This is a genomic window from Pedobacter cryoconitis, assembly GCF_001590605.1.
Lineage (GTDB): Bacteria > Bacteroidota > Bacteroidia > Sphingobacteriales > Sphingobacteriaceae > Pedobacter > Pedobacter cryoconitis_A.
In genome coordinates this window covers 1,847,753-1,871,319 of the sequence record NZ_CP014504.1, presented here as the reverse complement: position 1 = coordinate 1,871,319, position 23,567 = coordinate 1,847,753, and the positions used below count along the sequence as shown (strand labels likewise).

Here is a 23,567-nt window from a genome sequence, read left to right as displayed (position 1 = left end):
TATGATGACCGGAATCATAAATTTTGAAACCTTTTTACTAACTGCACTATTGCTGAATATCACTCCAGGAAACGACACTATATTTATTCTGTCGCGGAGTATTGCGCAAGGCAGAAAGGCTGGAATTATATCTGCACTGGGAATTGGAACAGGAACCTTAATACATACTCTTTTAGCGGCATTCGGACTTTCTATTATTATTGCTGAGTCTATAATACTATTTAATATCATTAAATATGCGGGAGCTGCCTATATCATTTATATTGGGCTGAAAATGCTTTTTGGCAAATCTCAGTTAAGTACAGTTATCAATACGTCTAAAAAAACTTCCAATTATTTAAAGGTTTATAGAGATGGCATTATTACCAATGTCTTAAATCCTAAAGTGGCTTTGTTTTTTATCGCCTTTTTGCCTCAATTTATTGATCCAGCTTTGAAAAATACCGTATGGCCATTTATGACCCTTGGCTTCACATTTATTACTATGGGTACGATTTGGTGTCTGATATTGGCAGTTTTTGCTTCTGCATTTTTCATCAGACTTAAAGACAATAATAAGATTTCCGGATATATCAATAAATTTTGTGGCATCACACTGGTTATTCTTGGTATTAAAGTTGCTTTAACTAACCGGCATGCTTAGCTCGCTTCTTTGTCATCAAAAAGCATAAATCAAGCTGTTATAGCATGTGTTTAATGAAATTTCGATAATTTTATACCTGAAATGAAAAAAGCACTGTCCATATTACTGTTACTTTTGTATGCTACAACCAGCTTCGGTTTTGGCATGAAACAGTCTAATTGTTGTGGACAGCTTAAATCTGTGTCCTTTACTTTTAAACAAGCTGATCATGAAAAATATGAAAAGGAAAGGTGCTGTGAAAATCAATTTAATAATTTAAAAATAGAAGATACTCATCTTCTTTCCGGACAGCTAAGTAGTGCCGTAAAGTGTTTTTCCAAACAGTTTCCAGCCACTTTTGATAGCTACTATCCTAATTCTGGTTTTACTATTATTAAACTTGTTTTTATTGCTTATTCCGCATCCTCATCTCCATTACATGGTGAAATTCCTATTTATATTTTTAACTGTACCTACCGAATCTGAGCAAACCCCAAATTGTATTTAAACAAATTTCTATTTGTTTAAACCTGGATTATTACGCTGTAATAATCATCAACTCTGATTTTTTAATTCATATAAAGACATAAAAAATGAAATATTTAAAGTTTTCAATGATTCTGCCTGCTCTATTTTTATCAAATATAATTGCACAGGCAGCACACTTAAATCCGGTAACGACTGATCCAAAAAGTGGGATTTATCTTACCGCAGCTGATTATAAAAACAAACAATTGCATCTTGCCGGCGATCAGTCTACAAATAATAAACTTCGTTTAAATGACTTTTTTGGTGGTAAAACACTAAGAATAAGTCATAATGGGGAAAATCATGAATTCTCAAAAGACAGTATTTATGGCTATAGAGATAAAGATGGGAGTGATTACAGATTTTATAAAAGCTATAGTACTAAATATAAAATACTGGAAAATGGTAGCGTAGTTATTTACAAAACCGAGCAAGCAGGTAATAAACAAACTGGCTTTAAACCATTAGTTCAATATTATTTTAGCAATGGAGTAGCTGGTGAAATTCATTTACTTTCTTTAGCTAACCTTAAAAGAACTTTCAAAGACCAGCCTGCTTTTGATATCATAGATGCTAATTTCCAAACTGATTCCGATTTAATAAAATATGATGATGAACATCACCTATTCAGGATCAACCGGTTTTTAGCCAAATTGTAACGAGAGAAGAGCGGTATTGTATTCATAATACCGCTCTTTTTGATTATTTCATGCTGTCATGAATCTTATTGATCATATCTAAATGTGCCTGAACAACTGGAGTGGTTTTAGAAGCAAATGCCTTAAGATCTGCATCTTTACCATCTTTTGATTCGTCCTGCATTAATTTGAGCGTGCTTTTATGTCCATCAACCATGGCTTCAGCATAAGCTTTGTCAAAGTCTTTACCAGATTTTTTACTAAGGTCATTCATTTTTTTCTGGTGATCTTCATCCACAGCAGCAGGTAATGTGATGTTTTTATTTTTAGCGATTAACATCAGTTCTTCATTTGCCTTACCGTGATCGCTTACCATCATCTTGGCAAAATCTTTAAGCTGGGTATTTGTCGCTTTTGTTAAGGCCATTTTGCCTAGTTCAACTTCTGCCATTCCGCCAACAGCTGCTTTTGTAGCAAATTCGGCATCTGATGGTTCTACGGCTATACCACCTGTAGCCATAACATTTGAGGTTGTATCTTTTGTTTTATTGACGCTGTCAGCGGTTTCTTTAGTGTCTTTAGTACCACTATTACAACTCTGAAATGCCAATGCAGCCGCAGCTATCGAAAGAGAATAAATTATTTTTTTCATGATATTGGTTTTTTGTTTTTTCTATAACAAAGAGATCTGCTTATGGTTTATCAAAATTCAAAATCTCTAAACAATCATTGATTCGGTGTGTTGCCATGGTATTCAAAAACTAAAATTATTCTTATGAAAGCAGCAGTATTTCACAAACCAGGCGACATTAGTTATACAACCGTAGCCGATCCGCGAATTGAACTTGCCACAGACATTATACTCAAAGTTACCTCGACCGCAATCTGTGGTTCTGACCTTCACATTTTGAGTGGAGCCGTTCCTCAAACTACTGATATGGTGATGGGGCATGAATTTATGGGGATTGTTGAGGAAGTGGGCGCAGAAGTAAAAAACCTGAAGAAGGGTGACCGCGTAATTGTTCCTTTTCCAATTGCCTGCGGACATTGTTTTTTCTGTAATCATGGCGCCTCTCCAAGTTGCGAAAATTCAAATTATAAACATTATGGCCCCAATGGTGATATGATGGATCAAAAAGGAGCTGCTTTATTTGGCTATACAGACTTATATGGTGGATATTCCGGTGGGCAGGCCGAATATGTTCGTGTTCCTTACGGAGATGTTAGTCCAAGGGTTATCCCTGATAATATAACTGATGAACAAGCACTTTTTCTGACTGATATTTTTCCAACTGGCTGGTCAGGTGTAGATTGGGCACAGCTTAAAGGCGGAGAAGTTGTGGCTATTTTTGGGTCTGGCCCGGTGGGATTGATGGCGCAGAAAGCTGCCTGGTTACATGGCGCCAGCCGGGTAATTGCCATTGATCCTTTAGACTATCGGCTTGATAAAGCAAAGGCGGTGAATAATGTGGATACGCTCAACCCACATCAGGTTGATGTGGTAGCTGCTATTCGTGAAATGACTCAGGGAAGGGGCGCCGATGTCTGTATAGATGCTGTAGGTTTTGAACCTGAACGCACCTTTATGGATAAGGTAAAAGCAACGATAAATTTTGAAAAGGGGAGTATTAAAGTCCTTGAAATGTGTTTTGAAGCCGTGCGCAGGAGTGGAACAGTTTCAATTCTTGGTGTATATGGAAGCCCTTATGATAATTTTCCGCTATTCCGTATTTTTGATAAAGGTCTTACCATCAAGCAAGGACAAGCACCTGTTCTGAATTATATTGATAAACTAATAGCGCTGGTAAAAGAAGAGAAGGTTGTACTGGATGATATTATTACACACACATTACCGCTTAGTGAAGTAGCTCATGGCTATAAAATCTTTGATGAAAAACAGGATGACTGTGTTAAAGTAGTTTTAAAACCATAGCCAGCTGTAATGCTAAATTGAGACGATTTCTATTTCTCAATTTAGCATTACATAATTATAAATGCCAGCATTAATAACTTACAACCTTAATAGATAGTTTATCTTTCAGTATTTTCTTCCAAAGACTATACCTATTACCTGTTTCACTGCCAGAAATTTAAACTACACCTCCCTCCACAATTTTTCAATAATATCTTCTTGTTTTTGAATCATTCACATGGTGATCCTTTACCCTATTTTTCATAAAAAATAATTGACTGTAATTCAGGGTATTGGTTCTGTTAATGTAATTTATCTGATTACGGTTTCCCGTAAGAAAGAAACGCTCCGTCTCTATACTTTTGAAGAGTTGAATCATTCATCTAATTAAATCACAGCTTTTAAAATTACAAATTATGAAAATAGGTAAGACCTTAGGTTTTGTCAAGATTACAGGAGTATCCTGGCTATTAATAATAGCAACTGCCTGTAATAATTCAAAGTCCGTAGTACCAACCGATCCATTTGTGGATGGAAAATTTAATCCATATGATCAGGAATTAGGTAAACGCGTTGAAGCATATCATAGTAGTGTTGCTCCAAACAATGCCAATTCGAAAAGTGGCAACCCGGCCTTATACATAGATTTTTCTTCTGGTATTAATAAGGCATTCGCAGATGCTGGGATTAAAGACATGATGACTAACTGTTTCAATACAGTTCTAGCTCAAAAGTTTGATGTTTACAAGTTGGGGGCCAATAAAATAACCCCTTTAAATATTACCAATACAACAGAATTGGGTCAGCAAGTAAGTGACCCGGCCCAATATGCAGATATTTGGGCTCCAATCCAGTCTGCCGTTGAAAAAATAGTTGATGGAAACAATGATGCATTGCTGATTACTGATTTTGAAGAATGGCAAAAAAATAGTGAAGTTACGAATACTGCTTTCTTAAAAATACCCTTCTCTAAATGGATTGGAAAAGGAAATACAATCCATTTTTTTATTGCCGACTATAAAGAAGGTACCGTTGCTAAACATCTTTACTTTACGATTTTTAATTGCGGTAACCCAAATGAATCCAGTATGATTTCCAAACTTGAATCTAAACTGGGACCTTTAACCACAAGATTTGATTTATCTAATAAATCTTATAAACTGCGTACTGCTTATCCTGGCGAGAAAGCTGGTGGATTGTTTTACGATCCTAGTGGTAAATCCGATCATGCTAAAAATGTACTGGATTTAAAGGATAACTATATCAATGGGCTTAAAAATGGAAATCACTTTGAATTTTATCCTTTAGGTGTAGACTGGAATACAATAGCTCAGCTTCATACCACATACGCTGGTCAAAACCAATTTAATGACTTTTTCAGAAAATTATACATTGATCTAAGCAATGAAGACAGCTATACCTTTGGAGATTTTGACGTAAAAACTTCAGATATCACCGCTGATTTTGAGCGTTACGCTAAAACTGCCGAGGTTAAGAAGCATAAACCAAAATTAGTTAAAGGAAGTGATGGTCAGGATAAATTTGCTGACCAGGAGAATGATGTTTTTGTATTAGCAGGTTACCATACCGACGGAAAGCTAAAAGAACAATGGATTTACAAGCCAGAACCAGTAATACCTCTCGATGAGGTTTTTATACTCAATAAACCGCTGTTCAAAAACACTAAAAATCAGGACCACAAAAATGTGGAATTTGGAGTCTCTTTCGACCCGAAGTTCAATCTGAAAAATATTCAGGATCCAAATGGAATAGTTAAAGTTGATATCGTCCTAAATACTGCTATTCCTAACCTTTCAAATGTAAAACTATCAAAATTTCAGTGGGTCAATGCAAAACATGTACCTAATATAGCCTTGTATGAATCTATAAAAAACACGCTGCAAGAGGTTAAACCAACAAATAAAGTCATCTATTCTTATTATATCAAAACTCAACAATAATTAACAACAAACTTAATCATCAAATGGAATCTATCTCAGCGTACATAGTCTCACTCACTACAGCTCTAATCTTTTTATTGTTGGCAGCTATCATTGCAAATGCTATAAAATTTGAGGGTGGAAGCAACCCTAAAGATCCACAAATCCGAAAAAAGTGGTTCTGGATACTGGCAATTTTAAATCCTGCATTTGGCTATCTGCTTGGTTACTTCCTATTCAAACCAGATGCAAACATGATGGTCATCAACAATTATTTAAACGCTTTGAATATAGGGACAGCTATTGGATTTATTTTGTATATCCTTTTAGGCTTCCTGCTAAGCAAAGTATTTGCTAACGGCAAAATTGGTCATTGGTTTTAATTCCCAAAAAATATTTTAATGGATAAATTATTTGTAATTGCCATAGGCGGTACTGGAATGCGCTGCTTAGAATCTTTCACCCACTTATGTGGTATTGGAATGTTTGACAACCAGGAAATAGAAGTATTAACTCTAGATACAGATCAAAATAACGGTAATAAGGATCGTGTAGAGGAACTCATTAATCTATACAACCGGATTAAAACGTCGGATACAAATCAAGGTGGGACACCAAATGCGAATACTTTCTTTTCTGCGAAACTTAATCTGCACAGATTCTGGACAAATTATTCGAGTCCAGGAAGAGAGAATTATAAAAATATTACCAAGATTTCAACAGGAACAGCTGAACAGCAGAAAGCTAATAAACTGATTTCTGATTTATTTCTTGACACAAGTTCTGTACAAGAATTTAATTTGGCTCATGGCTATCGCGCGCAGACCCATTTAGGATCTATGCTGATGTATCACGGAATCGTAGAAGCAGCAAGGAATATTTCAAAAGGATCCACCGTACAATCTCAGGAACGGGAACTTGATACTTTTATGGGGAAGCTTGGAAATGCAGGCGCTTCGGCCAGAGTATTTATTTTCGGATCTGTATTTGGTGGAACAGGGGCGTCTTCTATCCCCGTGATCCCTAAAGCCCTTCAGGACTTCGTGAAGATTCGTTCCAATGGAAGCTCAAGTATAGATTTTTCTAAAGCAAAGTTTGGTTCTACCTTACTTACAGAATATTTTACATTCAATAAACCGGACGAGAAACAGAAATCAGACAAAGCAAATAGCGTTATCGCAGATTCATCTTTCTTTCCATTAAATAGCCAGGCTGCATTACAGTTTTATCAAAGTGATCCTACTGTACAGAAATGCTACAAATTATTATACCACATTGGCTGGCCAATTGAAAGCAAAAAAATAGATGGGAACAATACCCCAAATCAGATTACAACTGGAGGAAGTGAGCAAAGAAATCCATGTCATATAACCGAATTATTATGTGCATGCGCAGCTTATAACTTTTTTACCCGTACAAGTGGTTTTGATAGCGCAAAGGCAGATTATTTATATAAAGCCGTAGAGTTTAAAGACAACTCATTTAATTTCTCCTTTGATGATTTTGTCGGTAAAGAAAATAAAGCAGGCGAAATCTTTGTCAATAAATTAGGTGCATTCTTTTCTTTAGCACATATATCCCTAAGTAAAAATGGAGCTGCTTTTAATGATTCCGGTATTAAAGGATTTATTAAACAATGTGAAAATCAGAAATTAAATCAATACAGTACGATTACTGATGCGGAATGTAAAGATATCAATGAATACTTTAAGCTATTCGCCTATACTTTTAAAGATGCAAGATTTATATCTGGCTGGCTTTATCAAATCAGAAACTCTGTAGCTCCAGGAAAGTTCTTATTTGATAGCAAGGCATTTCCTGATAATCTGAATGAACTGAAAAGATTAGATGTTGGAGCTATATTTCTTGACGAAAAGCACCATTGGTCAAAAGGAGGGATTTTCGGAAACAGGTACGACACTTTTGTTGAAAAACTAATCAACACTAATCCAAAAGATGAGCAAAAAGTGAACACTACAAAAGAGAAATTCCTCGCTCATATTTTCAATGCACTTACTATTTCACAAAACTTCGATATAAATTAATTAACATGTCAGACAAAAGAATAAAAGCACTGGCGATTAAAGTTCATGCTAAAACTGAACCAAATGGGGTTGAATTTGCCTGGGATAAAATCCCTGAACTAGAGGTTTTTACTAAAAACATTCTGATACCAGAAATAGCTGTCGATAAAGATGGCAACTCATCTGTCAATATAGGAACTATTGTTTCTGGTATACCTTCAGTATTTGCAAGAGCCAACTTATTTAAAAGTGCACTTGATAATATTCAGGATAAAGATGCAGAAGCCTCCGGATTAATGCTGTTTTATAAATCTTTACTTAGTGAATGGAAGGGATTTATTAGCTGTATCGCATTAAATTATAAAGATATCGAGGTCAATAGAATTCATTTGGCATATTCTGATGGAGAGCAGCTAATGAATACCGTAAATATTTATGAGCCTACAGGTGCATTTGGAAATATGCTATTTGAGCGGCAACCCTTATGGTGTGACCAATCTCTAGCTAACAACGCAGATAAAACACCATTTATTGATGTGATCTCTTTTAAAGGAAATGTAGTTGGAGGGACTTCACCCGATAGTTTTTTATTCACTTCGGTGGCTTATAATCTCAAAGATAAACTGCCTTTTGTAAACGTACAAAATGGTAAGTTTATTGACCCCTTAAAATCAGAATTAAGTCCACAGGAACTCTATACACTTTATGGTTATGCTAAACACATTCTTAATCATATGGAAAGCTTCAGGTCTAATTATACTGGTTTAGAAGAATTGATCAGACCGGAATATGGTAATATGTCCACCTGCCTTCAAGCATGGATCGATGAAATGGTCGTTTACCAGCAAAAGAAAGCATATCCAAAATTAGCCCATCAGGCACCACCAGAAGTTGGGTCTCTATTTAATTATCCTTTCAGTATTCTATTTAACTATTCTACAGAATTATTTGGCTCTGAAGGTATTATATACAATGAATCTGGAGAAGGAAGAATAATTTTTGATCCTAAAGACTTGTTACTGCCCGATACCACAGAGATTGCTCAGATAGATTTTGGCAAAGAAGGGATAGAGACTAAGCACTATCTGAAATCTAAACCCATACTCTTATTGGCTGCTGAAACTAAAGGACAGCCAAACAACTTCGCCTATTTCACTTTACCATTAACCCCATTGGCCTTAAATGTATTTGGAGCAACACTTGATGCATTGGTAGGTATAGCAGACGCCTCAAATGTAAAGTCAAGGATCACTGCTATTTATGATCCAAATGATAAAAATGGAGAACGTTTGACCGTCAATCTGAAACTATATACTGAAACCGGCAACGAAATCATTAAAGAGGTAATCTATAAAATAACGGCAGAATCTATCAGAGGGAAGGATATTTTAATGTGGCCTAACTTTATTTCAAAGCAATGGAACCGATATTTCCTTTATTCAGAAATCCCACATAATGATGTTCAATTTCAGGCTACGCCATTTATTGGTAATGTAGATGATGACTTTTTCAGAATAGTATTGGATGAAAAAGGTATTCCTCTTTACCTGGCTAATAATGGCAGAGCAGCTGTAATTCCAGAAAAGTATGGAGCTATTAAGGCTCAACTGCATGTAACTTCAAATAATGCGGTAGCAGATAACAAATACAAATATGAAATTTATGAAAGTAATAAGCCTTTCAAGGGTGTGAAATTTGCACATGCAGGTATAGATTGCGGTTTTGGGATTATACGTTATGATGGATCAGGAAATACACAATCGTTACCAGTAAATATGCTTAATTCTCCCAAAACGTTATCCCCTGCATTTTTAGGCGTTGACTTTGGGAGTACAAATTCCTCCATTGCTTATTTCTCTGACCAGAGAAATGAAGTCTGTGAAAGTTTAAGATTGACTAACAAAAGGGTTTCACTGCTGGCGACTGATGCTAAAAATAATGATAAACGTCACGCTCTGGAAGATGAAATATTCTTTTTCCAAAACGACGAAATTCTCACAAACTCTATCAAGTCAGTGCTAACCATTCATGATTCCAGAAGAATTATAAATGATAGTAATATGCTGAATGATTCATTAATGGCACAAGCTGTTAAAGGTGGTTTTCCTTGCTTTGAAAAAAATCTGCCTATTGAGAACGCAGAAGATAACCGATATATCTTAAGTTATAACAGAGTAGGCAGAGCAGAGTTGGTTTACAATATGAAATGGTCTACTCAGCCAATAGATAAGAGTTATAAAACGGCTTATCTGAGTTCGTTGTTATTACATGTTTATGCACAATTGTTCATTGAAGGTCATGAGCCTCATACTTTAAAATGGTCCTATCCATCATCAATGGGTAAAGAATTGTTGAGTGAATACAGAGGAATCTGGGATTCGCTTAAAGAGATTTCGCCAATTGTTGGTCACGTTAAATTAAAAACATATCCTCCTTCAGACCTCTCAGATATTGGTGAGACTAGAGGCAATAGTATGTGGGGTAGCAATGCTGATTCAGGCTGGGGTAGTAAAGAGGCTGAGCCTTCTATATTAAGTTCAGGATGGGACAATGCAAGTGCAGGCACCAGTAGTTGGGGAAATGAGGCTAAAGCTCCAGCAACAGCAGGAGGTTGGGGAATTGACTCCTCTGCTAAGGTCAATTCAGTCAATATAGCAACCGAAACAAAACCCGTAAGATTTGATTTTCGGAAATTGAGCAATGAAGAATCACTTTCTGAAGCCTGTGCTGTAGCGAATTATCTAGTCAGACCAAATGGGGGTTATTCCATTAATCCAGGAGAGCTGGTAATTTGTTTTGACATTGGTGGTAGTACCACTGATATTACAGCATTGTGCCAGATGGACGGTGGAAAGGCAATGATTAAGCAAAACTCTATTCGTTTTGCGGCAGAAAGAATTGCACAAGCAACTAAATTTTCCCCAAACTTCAAAAATGTCCTGTTAAGGATGTGCGAAAGGAAAAACATTTCTATCCAGGGGTTAAATAATGGTGTTAATAAATTTTCTGAAAATACTGCTCCTTATTATTTTGAACAAGTAGTCGATCGGCTGGATGCATCAGATTTTGAAACTTTTTATCTTCTGATAGCTGCAGAGTGTAAAGAGATGATGAGTATCAACCTGTATGTTACTGGTTTAATTATGTTTTATGCTGGTCAGCTGGCTTATAAATTAAGAAATGAAATTATTAAATCAGAGGATGCCCCGCCAGCGGTCAAGGCTATTCCACCTAAAATCAAGATTGCTTTTGCAGGAAAAGGATCAAGGATTTTTGACTGGTTTACCGCAGTAAATCCAGCAGCTGCAGATGATTATTATACACAGATGTTCATCAGGGGTATGGGTGGAGAAACCGTGGCCAGGCAAACAATTACACCAATCAGTACCAATCCGCTAAAGATAATTGATATTAATTCGCAACGTGGAACAAACAATTCCGATGTTAAATATGAAGTTTCAAAAGGCTTGGCTATTCCCACTAATATCACTAGTATTCTGGTGCCAACAAATAAAGAAGCTATTGAGATATTGGGAGAAGATAATTTCTGTGTAGTTACGCCTGCTGGCGAATTCAAATATCTCGAATCTACTAATTCAATCACCCCTGACATGTTAGAACATATAGGAAATCACTTTATATGTCTACCTCAGGAAGGGAAATTACCATGTCCAAGATTTATGGACTTCGCAGATTTATTTTATAAAGTTTCTTCTACCATGTTTGGTTTAAAAATGAATTCCGCAGATTTTATGGCGGGCTTCCAGGACATGAATATTGAAAATTATATTAAAGGAGAACCCGGTTTTATTAAAGCACAGAAGCGAAAGCATGAAGATCATAAAGAATTTGACTATGTAGCCCCGATTATCATTCTGGAAGGAATGAAATTCTTTGAAAAACACCTGCTTAAAGGCATTCAAAAACAATAGGACTAATGAAATTCTGTGTATTAGCAAAAATATCCAAACGCTCGGTTTCTTTCTGGTATCAATCGGACAAAAATGCCTATGCACCATTGAATCTAAAGGATTCAAATGAAATTCCGTTATATTTTTATGTTTCTGGTAATGATTTTATTTTTGGGAGTACAGCAAGAGAAAGGTTTAACAGGCACGATCCCAATGCTTATGGGAACTACTTTGAAATTATCAAAGATCCAAGTAAGCATTTCATTATTTATGGAAATAAAAAACCTGTTAAACAGCTATTTTATTATGGAGTTGAACAATACCTGTCACATTTTCTGAATACAGTTTTATATAAAACTGACTCTATTGAATCTTACAGGCAGCATTTTCCACTTCGCTTCTTATTTGATACCGATATAGAAGATAACGAGAAGTCATTGATAGAAAACTTATTTCAAGAGGCAGGTTACTTTAATTTAGACCATGTTCATTTCAACAGGTCATTATTCGGTGTATTAGTTCAAAAAGGAATTTTAGCTAAGGAAAAAGCAATTCTTTTACTCACTGCAATTGATGATATTTTGTATTTGAAGCTTTTTAAAAATGCAACTGCCGAAGAAATAGGCTCCTTTAAGCTAGCGGGACAAGGAGCAGATCCCAGGGTAAGGATTCTCGCAGATATGATTGTTGAATACATAACTATTCAAAACTCTTATTTGTCAATTGATAAGGATACCGAGATTGCTGTTTTGCTTCCTTTTTGTGTGAAACTGCTCGAAAATTCAGGTGCTATTATTAAAGGTGACGCTGAATTATCAGATGGAAATAAATATTGGTTTAGGGTCAATGAGAGAAATCTTACCGATAGACTTCTATATTATTCTAACGATAGCTTGATCTATACAGCGATAGATGACCTTTTGAAATCAAGTAGTTTAAACTTACAAGATGTTGTAATTCTATTAGGTACAGAAGAGCTTAGTACTTCTTATTTTTCCGATAAGCTGCTTAAGAAATATCATTACGTAAGAGAGGTTAAGTCTGCTGATATTAAAGAGACTATGAAATCTATTTTTGCAGAAGTATCTGATTCAAATTATACAGTTAAATCAAAGGCACCACCACCTGTCCAGGCCAGGCCAAGAATACCGGCACAGGCTCCAATAGCAATATCAGTACCCAATTTGCCACCCCCGTTACCACCCAAAAAAGCGAACAATATAGCACAACCAAAGCTAAACATTCCCAGGTTACCTGAAATAAAACCTGGTACTCCATTGAAAAATAATCCAGTAAAACTTCCTCCGCTTCCTCCTAAAAAGGATAAGTGAGGGGAAACTAAACAATAAATAAATTATAAAAATGGCTATACAATTAGAAAAGAAAAAACCAATATCGATTATCAAAGAAAAACCAGGGCTAACTCATATTATAGCCGGTTTAGGCTGGGATCCTGCTACTGTAAACGGGCATAGCGTAGACCTGGACTTGTCCTTATTTATGTTAGGTGAAAATGGCAAACTCGTAACAGATGAGTATTTCATCTTTTATAACAATGCGACAAGCCCTGATGGTGCTGTCAACTATCCAGGCGATAGCAGGGGTGGTGAAGGTGACGGAGATGATGAGGTGATCCAAATTGATTTGTTTAAAATAAATCCAAAAGTTGAGTTTTTATACTTTGCGGTCACCATTGATCAAAGTGAAATAAGAGGACATAATTTCGGGCATGTTCAAAACTCTTATATCAATATCAGAAATGCTGCTGACAATTCAATTTTATGTCAGTACCTATTAAAGGATAATTTCACAAATGAAGACTCCCTGATCATTGCGACTATTTCCAGAAATGGCGGGACATGGAATGTAGAAGCTCTTGGACAAGCATTTTCCGGAGGCTTAAACACACTAATAGATTTATATCAATAAAAATATACTATGAGCAGTTTTAATTTAAGTAAGGGAGATCGATTTTCCCTTTCCAAGGCAGCGCCTGGACTATCAATCGTAAAAATCGGAATGGGATGGAATCCTAATGAAGAACAGGGAGGGCCAGAATTTGACCTCGATGTATCTGCATTTTCAATTGGGAGTGATTTTAAGATCCCTTCTGATTCTTATTTTACCTTTTATGGTCAACTCCGTATGGGTAATAAAATTGAAGATAAAATAGAAAAAGGCCTATTCAGACCTTTAACTGAAGATGGAGCCATTATAGGGGCAATTGATGATCCGGATGGAACCAGAAGCAATGGAGATGATGATGAAGATATGTTCATTGATTTAACGAAAGTCAGTCACAAGATTGAGCAAATTATTATATGTTGTACGATTTGTAAATACCCTCACGACAACAAAAAAGACCACAGAACATTGGCGCTAAACTTTGGGCAAGTCAATGAATGCTATATCCGTATCGTTGATGAAAGTAGTGGCAGTGAGATTCTTCGTTATGATTTAAAAGATCAGTACATCAATGAAGACGCGCTGGAATTTGGCAGGTTGTTCCGTGTTGGTGATACCTGGGAATTTGAAGCCATGGGCAGAGCGCATACAGGCAGCTTACAAACATTAGTAGACATGTACACCTAATTAAAATAGAAATTATGGCATTTGATTTAAATAAAAATGAGGGTACTGCTGCTAAGGATCCAGCTCAGAAAGCTAAAGGCTCATCTAAATTTGACCTTTCAAAAAAAGAGACAGCAGAAACTGTTGTAACAGTAGATTCTTCAAAATCTAAAACATGGATAATTGGATTGATTGGGATTCTGATAATCGGCAGTGGGACCTGGTACTATTCCTCAAAGACAAAAATAGAAAAAACAATACACAACGCATCAACTCAAGCTGTTCAATCAGATTTGGTTGCGACAGTTAAAACTGAAACTCAACCAAAAATACAAGCTGATGTTGTCGCTTCGGATACTGCCGTTGCTACTTCCACAACCAATCAAATTAAGTCAACTGTTGAAAATGGGGTTGGAGATAAGAATACGGTTAATTTGAATCATAAAATCCCTGTATCCTTTGGTCAGGGCTCTTCCAAATTTACAAGGATAAACCAGACATTAGTTAAGAAAATTATTTCTTATTTGTCAGAAAATCCCACTACATCGATACAAATAAACGGATACGCAAGTAGTGAAGGTGCTTTAGCCGTTAATCAAACCATCTCTCAGGCAAGAGCAGATGCATTCAAAAAGCTCCTGGTCTCAAATAACATTGCTGAAAACAGGATAGTTGCCACAGGGAAAGGAATTGAAAACCCAATTGCATCAAATGATAGTAATATTGGCAGAAAAAAGAATAGAAGAGTTGAAATTACGCTTCCGTAAATTAATCCCAGATCGTGGCAAAGAGAAGGCTTTAGGGGCAATCCTTGGAAAAGTATAATATAATCAAATTTAATACTTATTAATAAAATAATATATAATGGATTTTTTACACACTATTTTGGGCGACGACATTCAAGCCGGACTACTCATTATCTTGAATTTGATTGTTATAGAAAGTTTACTGTCAGTAGACAATGCAGCAGTATTGGCAACTATGGTCATGGATCTTCCAAAAAACCAAAGAGATAAAGCATTAAAGTATGGGATTATTGGTGCATATGTATTTCGTGGTATTTGTTTACTGCTGGCTGCATGGCTTGTTACGATTTGGTGGTTAAAGCCCCTGGGTGGGCTTTATCTATTATACCTCGCGTTCGATTACTTCAGAAAAAAGAATGCTAAACAAGAAGATGGTGACGACGAAATAGATAAAAGCAAAAGCTGGATATATAAATCTACCGTTGGTTTATTCGGGACTTTTTGGGCAACTGTTGCACTAGTAGAGGTAATGGATCTGGCGTTTTCAATAGATAATGTTTTTGCTGCTGTTGCATTTACTGACCATATATGGCTTATTTACATTGGTGTTTTCATTGGGATTCTTGCCATGCGATTTGTAGCACAAGCATTTGTGAAGCTGATGGAGAAATTTAGTTTTCTGGAAACGGTTGCATTTATTGTAATTGGTGTGCTGGGAATTAAACTGACCTCTTCTTTATTTACTCATTTTTATCCGGAATTACCTATCTCTCAATTAATAGAAGGGGAAAAGACAGATTTATTTGTTTCGATTTTCACCGTAGCTGTATTTATTATTCCTGTAATTACTTCAGTTATGTTTAATTATCCAAAAAAGAACATCATGGAAGCAAATGCTGAACAAGCAGAAGAGCTATTGGACAAAGCGTAATCAATTGTTTATCAATTGTTTATCAATCCGGGAAACAGCGTTTTCCGGATTGATATTTAATCAGCCTATCAACTCCCTGAGCGCTGAAACCGAAGGACAAAGGAAATAACCTCCTCCGGTTGGAATAACAAAAGTTTTTTCAGATTTCACCTCCTTAGTTTTCCTGTTATCATTCATAAATTTACACCACTTAATCCCATTTTCATCTTCCTCGCCATTTTGACCAACCAGCATATCATATCCCATAGCTACAGGCCTGCTTGGTTCATTCATCCATTTTTGTGTCAATCTCTCAAACTGCCTCTCAATTGACGTTTGATAAGACAAGAACAAAAGGCCTCTTTCCGTCTCATTTACAGGGTTATCCAGATTGTCAAAATCATAAGGTTTCCCAAAAGGAATACCTCTGCGTATAATTCTGAATGTTGCACTATCAGTTTCTTTTCCAAGATCCGTTGGTAAATCTCTTGGATTAACCTTACGGATATGTGCAAATGCCGGGCACTTTATTCCCGGCTGATCCGCTTTTACACTGGCAACTTGTTTTCCATTGTGTAACCGGAATGCAGGTGTATCCGCATTGAAATTGAAATTATTATAATTCTCCGGCGGTACAACCTGATCTCCAAATAGGACGGGCTTTCCATCTTTAAACCGGCCTACTATCTTAGCCAGAAAAGTTTCATAATCCTCTCCCTGGAAATCTGGCGTATCAGTCAATTGCTGAAACATTGTTTTAGTATACGCATTAAAAGTAGCAACATCCTGTTTCAACCTTCTAAAAACAAGAAATGACCCATTCTTTAAAAAATCACTCTTTTCAGTTTCACTGGTTGGTGCTGGCTCCCTGTAACTATCCGGAGATTGTTTAGCATAACCTTCCTTCTCTATCCATGAGGAAATAAGCTTTCCCCACTTATCTTTGAGATCCGCTGGAAGATCATCAGCAAATCCCGGTGTGTTAAATTGTTGAAGTGGCATTTTAAAATTTTTAGTGAACACTAAAGGTATTTCTGAAGCAGACTATGCACAATAGCTATTTATTGCTATTGTGCATAAGAACTATCATGAACAGAAGAATTCTTATTTAATTTTATCTGGAGCTAAACAAAAAATAGGAAACTGGGTTATATGAAAATTAAATTCCCTTTCTGTATATGAGCGACGTCCAACTATTAGATAAAAATCAATTAATTGAGGTTTTGAGTCAGACCAAAACCGCTACTGCTATTCATATTGGAGAAGATGCGCTGATCCAAATGGCAAACCAGGCTATGTTAATGATTTGGGATAAAGATCAATCTATTATAGGAAAGGCCCTGGAAGATGCACTTCCTGAACTCAAAGGACAGCCTTTCCCTCAGCTGTTCAAAAAAGTATGGTTGGAAGGAATAACCATCTCAGGAACAGAAACAGCCGCTAATCTTAAAGTAGATGGAGAAATCAAGACTTTTTATTTTGACTTTGAATACCGGGCGATAAAAAATGAATTCAACCAGACTATTTGCATTCTCCATACTGCGACTGACGTGACAGACCGGGTTATCAATCGCCAGTTAATGGAGGAATATTATAGCAAAGAGGTGGCACTTGAACGGGAACAGGCGCTCAACGAAGAGCTCGCTTCATCTAACGAAGAACTCAATGCGGTAAATGAGGAACTCTCTCAAAGTCAGGAGGAGCTGTTAGCTCTAAATGAAACTCTGGAAAGAAGGGTGGAAGCCAGGGTAAAAGAGCTCACTGCAAGTGAAAATAAGTACCGTGAAATTTCAGATGAACTTGCAGCGATCAATGAAGAAATGGCCGCTTCTAACGAGGAACTTGTTTTAACTCACGAACACTTAAAAAATACATTTGATGAACTGGAAGATAAAGAAATCGCTTTAAGATTAGCTATTGAGGCTGCGAATTTTGGAACTTGGCATATACACTCTGAAAGCAGAGAATTTATAACTTCAGCACGCTTGAGGGAATTATTTGGATATGACGCGGCTCATGAAATTACTATTGAAGAAGCACTTGGACAAATTACAGAAGAATATCGGGCATACGTTGCGGAAAAATTGGAAAATGCACTTCATGGTAATGGGGACTATGATGTTTCTTATCCTGTGATTGGATTTAAGGATAAAAAAATCCGCTGGCTTAGAGCAGTAGGTAATCTGAAGGCTGATAAATCCGGAGAATTTTCTTCTTTTACTGGAGTTGTCATGGATATCTCACTGATCAAAAAGGATGAGCAGCGTAAAAATGATTTTATAGCGATGGTTAGTCATGAATTAAAAACACCACTTACTTCCCTCAATGGATACATCCAGTTACTCCAGCGTAAGGCAATTGTATTTCAGGATAATTTTGTAAATAGTTCACTGGAAATGGCCGCTAAACAGGTTAAAAAAATGACTGGCATGATCAATGGATTTCTAAATGTATCCAGGTTAGAATCAGGAAAGATTGTGCTTAACCTGAGCCATTTTTCTTTAACAGATTTGATTGGCGTAGTCATATCGGAGAGCAGATTGATGGAGAAAAGCCATAATATTGATTTTCAAAGTTGTGAGCGTACCCCAGTATATGCTGATTATGATAAGATCGGAAATGTGATCGTTAATCTGTTGAGTAATGCAATTAAATATGCACCAACTGCTAAAAATATAGAGGTAACCTGTACTATCATCAATCAAAGGGTTCAGGTAAGTGTGAGAGATCACGGCATAGGGATTGGCACTAAAGATATTAATAAGCTATTTGACCGTTACTACCGGGTAGAAAGTGATAATCAGGTTTCTGGTTTTGGGATAGGATTGTACCTCAGCGCTGAGATTATTGCCCGCCATAACGGTACAATTTGGGTAGAAAGTGAGCTTGGTGAAGGTGCTACCTTTTATTTTAACTTACCATTACACAACGGAAATGTTGAATTGTAAGGCGGCTAAGCGTTTCGTATGATGATCACAGGCCGAATCCTGCCTCAGCAAAAACGGTTGCAGAAAAGGTAATCGCTTCATTGTCAAAATATATGGATGTAATCCGTTACCTGACCATAGCCAGGTAACGGATTTTTGATAAATTAGGCAAATTTATAATCAATGTCTGCTAAAATACCGGCCAGTACAGGGCTGATACTAATTTTATTTTTTCTTTTAAACCAAACTGTAATTGCGCAAAGCCTGTCTGCCAGCCAGCTTAATCAGATTGGACAATCCTTAGTAGATCAACAGCTGCTCACAGCAAAGGGCAGAGCAGAGTTGCAAAGATTTTCAAAGAAAAAGCCATTGCAAGTATATGAAGGTTTCAATAAAGATTTTTTAACTGCCATTCATTGTCCAGTATATTTTCTCAAATCCTATCAGGACATTCTTCCAGGTCAGGGGATTTTTCCGATAACCTATTTTGACTCTCTTTTAAATAAAAATCCCGATTTTGAGCAGGAATGTGCAATTAAAGAAGAACGCTATTTAGCAGCTAATTTTCCTAACAAAGAGATACGCTGCTGAATATTGATGATATCGTTCCCTATACAAAAAACTATATGTCTTTTGATGCAGAAACAGAAATCAAACCTTTTGACTTTCTGACCAGAGACTATTATGGTGAGATCCCGGTAGACAAAATAAAAGCATTCTATGAATTAGTGTTGAAAAAGGCCGCGCTTCTTTTGAACTTTACCTACTCAGCTCTTGAGGTCCATGCTTTTAAAACGCAAGACCAGCTGATCATGGATCACGGTAACAGACAGTTTTATATCTATGTAAAGCTTAACGGTATTTTGTATAAAGAAGAAATTAAAGAAAGGGAACTGGAAAGTTGGATCAATCCACAGAATTTTCAATTTCTTAATCACTATTTGGAAGATCAGAATGATCAGCGCCGTTTGTATTTTACGAAATATGATATATTCACTGGTTATGAGCCACAAGAGAAAAAAACATTGTTCCTTACTTTATTGAAAGAGAACGAAGTAAAATTTGTGAAAAATGTATATCTCGCCAGCACATTAAATGCTTGTTACAATGGTAGTCCTGGCGATTATAATTATGCAGCCTGGGAATATTACGATACAACTCAGCGGCTCACACGTGCACAGCTAACAGATGCCGTTGACTTTCTGATTACACAGCAGCTTTTAAAAACTACAGTTGATCAAAACAGAGAAAGATTGATTGCAATAAGAAGGGAACAAAATCCAAAATCTATTTCTAATATACTTTTGGAATTGCCTAATGCCTTTACATCGGGTGGTAATTCAAACATTGGTGGATTTCTGAATTCCTTAGATACTAGAATTCAGCAACTTCAAAATCGCAATACAAACTATTTTACTGACTATTCCAACATTTACGAGGAGGAACCAGCTCGTGATCGCAGCAAGATAAGCTTTAATTTCAATCCTAAGAAATATCAGATGAATGTAGCAAGTGAAGATATGCTTTGGGAGGATAACCTGTTGATTATTAAGATCAATACAGCCTTTACAGAGGCTAAACTACCCTATGCGGTATATCCTTTACCCGAGGATAGCAAGTTCTTTCGTCAGGACTTGTATGGTGATAATTATATCATACTTTCTCCGGATCAGGCTGCAGCTATAGTAATTAAATATGGTGACATCTTTAAAGAAGAAGCAAAAACGATTAATTGATTACACTTGCCTTTTACACATCTGTACTGTACCTTTATTCAATTAAAAGGAAAATCATATGAATACTGAAAAAGCCATTCTTGCCGGCGGTTGTTTTTGGGGAGTGGAAGAACTTATCCGTCATTACCCAGGTGTTATTTCAACAGTTGTAGGCTATACTGGAGGGGATGTACCGAATGCAACTTACCGTAACCATGGAACACACGCCGAAGGCATAGAGATCGTATTTGATCCATCAAAATTATCATATCGCGGATTACTTGAGTATTTTTTCCAGATTCACGATCCAACAACACGCAACAGACAAGGTAACGATATCGGAACGTCTTATCGTTCTGCCATTTTTTATACAGATGACGCGCAACGTGAAACGGCGAATGCGTTAATCGCAGAGATGGATGCTTCCGGGATCTGGCCTGGAGAAGTCATAACCGAGGTTGTTCCGGCAACTGATTTCTGGAATGCCGAGGAGGAACATCAGGATTATTTACAAAAACAACCATATGGCTATACTTGTCACTTTGAAAGACCGGATTGGAAATTAAGTTAATTCTTTATAAATGGCCAGAATATTTATTACCGGCTCAGCAGATGGGCTTGGACAACTTGCAGCAAACAGCTTGGTGGCACAAGGCCACCAGGTTGTTTTGCACGCACGCAATACAGCGCGGGCGAAATCGGCACTGGATAATGTACCTGGCGCTGAGCAAGTACTTATTGCAGATTTATCCAGTATCGAAGAAACGAAAAAGCTCGCTGCTGAAGTCAATGCAATAGGCCAGTTCGATGTTATTATTCATAATGCCGGCGTTTATCAGGTAGCAGCCAATTTGACTTTTGCTGTAAATACATTAGCGCCTTACATACTGACTGTTTTAATACATCAGCCAAAACGTATGATTTACCTCAGCTCTGAAATGCATATGGAGGGGAATCCTGACCTTATTGATTTAGCCTATGCTATTGACCGCACAAGTTATTCAGACTCTAAAATGCAGGTCTTAATGCTTTCCAAAGCTGTGGCGCGCAAATGGCCTGAAGTACTTTCTAATGCTGTTGATCCCGGTTGGGTTCCAACAAAAATGGGAGGAGCAGCAGCAACCGATAAGCTGGAAGAAGGTTTTCAAACCCAGGTGTGGCTTGCTGTCAGCGACGATAAAGAAGCTAAAGTAAGCGGTCGTTATTTTCATCATCAAAAGGAAACAAAGTATTTAGCAGCGGCTGATGATATGAGTATTCAGGAAAAACTGATTGCAATTTGTGAACAGCTTACCGGTGTATCATTTTCTTAAATCCTACAGCTGCCACATCGCTTTCCGTGATTATCTCCGGACCAATCCTGAGCTCAAAGCTGAATATCAGCGCAGCTAAAAGAAAAGTTGAGTGAAGAAGAATGGAAAGACGGTGATGATGAAAAGGAAGGAAAGGATCCGTTCTTGAAAAATAAAGAGCGGAAAGCTATCCAATGGTATAAATCAATGGTCAGGATGCAGCTAATTTAAAAACTATAAAAGTGCTTTTTTCTTAGGTGTCTGAACAAAGATCAATGCCATTAACGCGGCTAGAAAACCAAGACCGGCAGAAATCTTCATTATTTTGCTATAAGCAGTAATGAAACCAGCATGGTAAGCCATGGTTACTGTCTTTTGCTGAATAGCTGTTAATCCTGCTGGAACCTTCGCATTTCCAAGATTTGCAGTTTGGGCAATTATGGCTTGCTTTTGCTGTGCATTAAATGGTAATGCTTTAATTTCCTGCTGTAAAGCTCCGGAAAATAAAAGCACTGCCATTGAGCCCAGAACTGCATTTGTGAAAACCCCTGCAATTCTTGATACCGCATTATTAATACCAGAAGCTGTACCTGTAAAATGATCACTAACTGAACTCATTACCGCTGCGGTAAGTGGAGCAACAGTCAAAGACATGCCAAAACCGAAAACAAGAATGCCGGGTAAAAAGGTAGTCCAGTAATCTGAAGGGCCATTTGTCTGTTTGATAAAAGACAATATAAGTAAACCAGCACCAGCTAGAAAAGGGCCTGTAATCAGAAATAGCCGCGGCCCATATTTATCGGCCAGACTGCCGGCAAAACGGGCGTTAATGACCATGAAAATCGTAAACGGCAGAAAGGTAAGACCCGATTCAAGCTGCGTGTAGCCCTGAACCTGTACCATATTCAACGAAATAAATAACATTCCAGCACCAAGCCCGGCATAAAGGAAAAAAGTAAGCAGATTTGTTCCGGTGAAAATCGAATTGGTGAACAAACCCAGTGGCATCATTGGGTGGCTGCTTTTACGCTCTATGAAGACAAAGGCAAACAGCAATAAAATACCTGCACCAATAGAACCATATCCTTGAATATGGTTAAAACCTACAGCCGGCAGGCGCAGAAAGCCAAAGGTGAGCAATGCCAGTCCAAAAGCTATCGCAATTGCACCATAAAAATCCACCTTATTATTATCCTGTTCATCTTTAATCTCTTTTACTTTTGTCCCTAAAAAGAAAAGCACTATGATTCCAATTGGCACATTAATAAAAAAGATATAACGCCATAAACCCGCATCAGCCAGTGCCCCACCAAGAGCAGGCCCACCCATAGTCACTAATGTGGTAGCGGCAGACCAGGTCCCGATAGCTTTTCCCCTTTCTTTTTCGTCAATAGATGAAGAAATCAGTGATAAACTTCCCGGTATCATTAGCGCACCACCAATACCTTGTATCACTCTGAAAATGATGAGCATCGTGGCACTAGAAGAAAACCCACAAGCTGTAGAACCCAGAATGAAAATAAAAATCCCAATCCCAAAGACTTTTTTCCGGCCCAGTTTATCTCCCAATGTACCGCCGATCAAAATCAAAGAAGCCAACATCAGCAAATAAGCATTTAATACCCAAAAAAGATCCGGCCCTGAAGCCTTTAAATGCTGTTGTAAAGAAGGCAAGATTACGTTAAGTGCCGTAGCATCGATAAATGCCATTGCTGAAGCCATAATAGTACAAGCCATAACCCATTTACCCTGGATACTTCGGAGTGGTACTGTTGCCATAAATTTAATCATTAATCAAACCTTATACTTTTGGTCTGCTTCTCTAAATTAA

General features: G+C 37.1%; 22 protein-coding genes. 19 read left to right on the top strand and 3 right to left on the bottom strand.

The genetic code is table 11. From position 1 onward, the window contains the following. Position 1 precedes the first annotated feature (1 nt). The 3 genes from AY601_RS07980 (at position 2) to AY601_RS07970 (ending at position 1,809) form a co-directional block, all read left to right on the top strand. Positions 2 to 643, top strand: coding sequence for a LysE family translocator (locus tag AY601_RS07980; protein WP_198163642.1), 642 nt, complete (start codon positions 2 to 4; stop codon positions 641 to 643). Between the two features lie 81 nt (positions 644 to 724). Then, a complete protein-coding gene (locus AY601_RS07975) occupies positions 725 to 1,108 on the top strand; it encodes a hypothetical protein (RefSeq protein ID WP_068398927.1) in 384 nt (127 codons plus the stop codon). 107 nt (positions 1,109 to 1,215) lie between these two features. Continuing rightward, the gene (locus tag AY601_RS07970; RefSeq protein ID WP_068398925.1) at positions 1,216 to 1,809 is read left to right on the top strand and encodes a hypothetical protein; all 594 of its coding nucleotides are present in this window, start codon (positions 1,216 to 1,218) and stop codon (positions 1,807 to 1,809) included. A 43-nt stretch (positions 1,810 to 1,852) separates the two neighbouring features. On the opposite strand, the gene AY601_RS07965 is transcribed toward AY601_RS07970, so the two are convergent. Beyond that, positions 1,853 to 2,440, bottom strand: coding sequence for a DUF4142 domain-containing protein (locus AY601_RS07965; RefSeq protein WP_068398922.1), 588 nt, complete (start codon positions 2,438 to 2,440; stop codon positions 1,853 to 1,855). 123 nt (positions 2,441 to 2,563) lie between these two features. On the opposite strand from AY601_RS07965, the gene AY601_RS07960 reads away from it, so the two are divergent. The 10 genes from AY601_RS07960 (at position 2,564) to AY601_RS07915 (ending at position 15,823) form a co-directional block, all read left to right on the top strand. Next, entirely contained in the window at positions 2,564 to 3,721 is a 1,158-nt protein-coding gene (locus tag AY601_RS07960) for a zinc-dependent alcohol dehydrogenase (protein ID WP_068398920.1), read from the top strand. Between the two features lie 395 nt (positions 3,722 to 4,116). After that, positions 4,117 to 5,661 carry a hypothetical protein gene (locus AY601_RS07955; protein WP_068398915.1) on the top strand — a complete coding sequence of 515 codons (1,545 nt, stop codon included), beginning with the start codon at positions 4,117 to 4,119 and terminating at the stop codon, positions 5,659 to 5,661. Between the two features lie 23 nt (positions 5,662 to 5,684). Beyond that, positions 5,685 to 6,023 carry a hypothetical protein gene (locus AY601_RS07950; protein ID WP_157287781.1) on the top strand — a complete coding sequence of 113 codons (339 nt, stop codon included), beginning with the start codon at positions 5,685 to 5,687 and terminating at the stop codon, positions 6,021 to 6,023. 18 nt (positions 6,024 to 6,041) lie between these two features. After that, the gene (locus tag AY601_RS07945) at positions 6,042 to 7,685 is read left to right on the top strand and encodes a hypothetical protein (protein ID WP_068398910.1); all 1,644 of its coding nucleotides are present in this window, start codon (positions 6,042 to 6,044) and stop codon (positions 7,683 to 7,685) included. Positions 7,686 to 7,690: 5 nt separating this feature from the next. Beyond that, positions 7,691 to 11,596, top strand: coding sequence for a hypothetical protein (locus AY601_RS07940; protein WP_068398909.1), 3,906 nt, complete (start codon positions 7,691 to 7,693; stop codon positions 11,594 to 11,596). Between the two features lie 5 nt (positions 11,597 to 11,601). Continuing rightward, the gene (locus AY601_RS07935; RefSeq protein WP_068398907.1) at positions 11,602 to 12,906 is read left to right on the top strand and encodes a hypothetical protein; all 1,305 of its coding nucleotides are present in this window, start codon (positions 11,602 to 11,604) and stop codon (positions 12,904 to 12,906) included. A gap of 31 nt (positions 12,907 to 12,937) precedes the next feature. Next, complete coding sequence (locus AY601_RS07930) at positions 12,938 to 13,504, top strand: TerD family protein (RefSeq protein WP_068398903.1); 567 nt, start codon at positions 12,938 to 12,940, stop codon at positions 13,502 to 13,504. Positions 13,505 to 13,513: 9 nt separating this feature from the next. Beyond that, complete coding sequence (locus AY601_RS07925; protein ID WP_068398901.1) at positions 13,514 to 14,167, top strand: TerD family protein; 654 nt, start codon at positions 13,514 to 13,516, stop codon at positions 14,165 to 14,167. A 14-nt stretch (positions 14,168 to 14,181) separates the two neighbouring features. Further along, on the top strand, positions 14,182 to 14,913 hold the full coding sequence (locus AY601_RS07920) for an OmpA family protein (RefSeq protein ID WP_068398895.1): 732 nt from the start codon (positions 14,182 to 14,184) through the stop codon (positions 14,911 to 14,913). A gap of 97 nt (positions 14,914 to 15,010) precedes the next feature. Continuing rightward, on the top strand, positions 15,011 to 15,823 hold the full coding sequence (locus AY601_RS07915) for a TerC family protein (RefSeq protein ID WP_068398893.1): 813 nt from the start codon (positions 15,011 to 15,013) through the stop codon (positions 15,821 to 15,823). Positions 15,824 to 15,883: 60 nt separating this feature from the next. Here the strand turns inward: AY601_RS07915 and AY601_RS07910 are convergent, their stop codons facing one another. Further along, positions 15,884 to 16,804: a Dyp-type peroxidase gene (locus AY601_RS07910; RefSeq protein WP_068398891.1), complete on the bottom strand. Its 921-nt coding sequence runs from the start codon at positions 16,802 to 16,804 to the stop codon at positions 15,884 to 15,886. A 176-nt stretch (positions 16,805 to 16,980) separates the two neighbouring features. On the opposite strand from AY601_RS07910, the gene AY601_RS07905 reads away from it, so the two are divergent. From AY601_RS07905 to AY601_RS26195, 6 genes are all read left to right on the top strand, one after another. After that, complete coding sequence (locus AY601_RS07905; protein WP_068398888.1) at positions 16,981 to 18,750, top strand: ATP-binding protein; 1,770 nt, start codon at positions 16,981 to 16,983, stop codon at positions 18,748 to 18,750. 162 nt (positions 18,751 to 18,912) lie between these two features. Next, a complete protein-coding gene (locus AY601_RS07900; RefSeq protein ID WP_068398885.1) occupies positions 18,913 to 19,320 on the top strand; it encodes a hypothetical protein in 408 nt (135 codons plus the stop codon). Positions 19,321 to 19,355: 35 nt separating this feature from the next. Next, a complete protein-coding gene (locus tag AY601_RS07895) occupies positions 19,356 to 20,465 on the top strand; it encodes a hypothetical protein (RefSeq protein WP_068398883.1) in 1,110 nt (369 codons plus the stop codon). A gap of 58 nt (positions 20,466 to 20,523) precedes the next feature. Beyond that, positions 20,524 to 21,015, top strand: coding sequence for a peptide-methionine (S)-S-oxide reductase MsrA (msrA, locus tag AY601_RS07890; protein WP_068398875.1), 492 nt, complete (start codon positions 20,524 to 20,526; stop codon positions 21,013 to 21,015). A gap of 10 nt (positions 21,016 to 21,025) precedes the next feature. Beyond that, a complete protein-coding gene (locus AY601_RS07885) occupies positions 21,026 to 21,757 on the top strand; it encodes an SDR family NAD(P)-dependent oxidoreductase (RefSeq protein WP_068398874.1) in 732 nt (243 codons plus the stop codon). A gap of 87 nt (positions 21,758 to 21,844) precedes the next feature. Next, positions 21,845 to 21,967: a hypothetical protein gene (locus tag AY601_RS26195; RefSeq protein ID WP_257722237.1), complete on the top strand. Its 123-nt coding sequence runs from the start codon at positions 21,845 to 21,847 to the stop codon at positions 21,965 to 21,967. Between the two features lie 3 nt (positions 21,968 to 21,970). Here the strand turns inward: AY601_RS26195 and AY601_RS07880 are convergent, their stop codons facing one another. Continuing rightward, positions 21,971 to 23,515 carry an MFS transporter gene (locus AY601_RS07880; RefSeq protein WP_068407312.1) on the bottom strand — a complete coding sequence of 515 codons (1,545 nt, stop codon included), beginning with the start codon at positions 23,513 to 23,515 and terminating at the stop codon, positions 21,971 to 21,973. Positions 23,516 to 23,567: the final 52 nt, after the last annotated feature.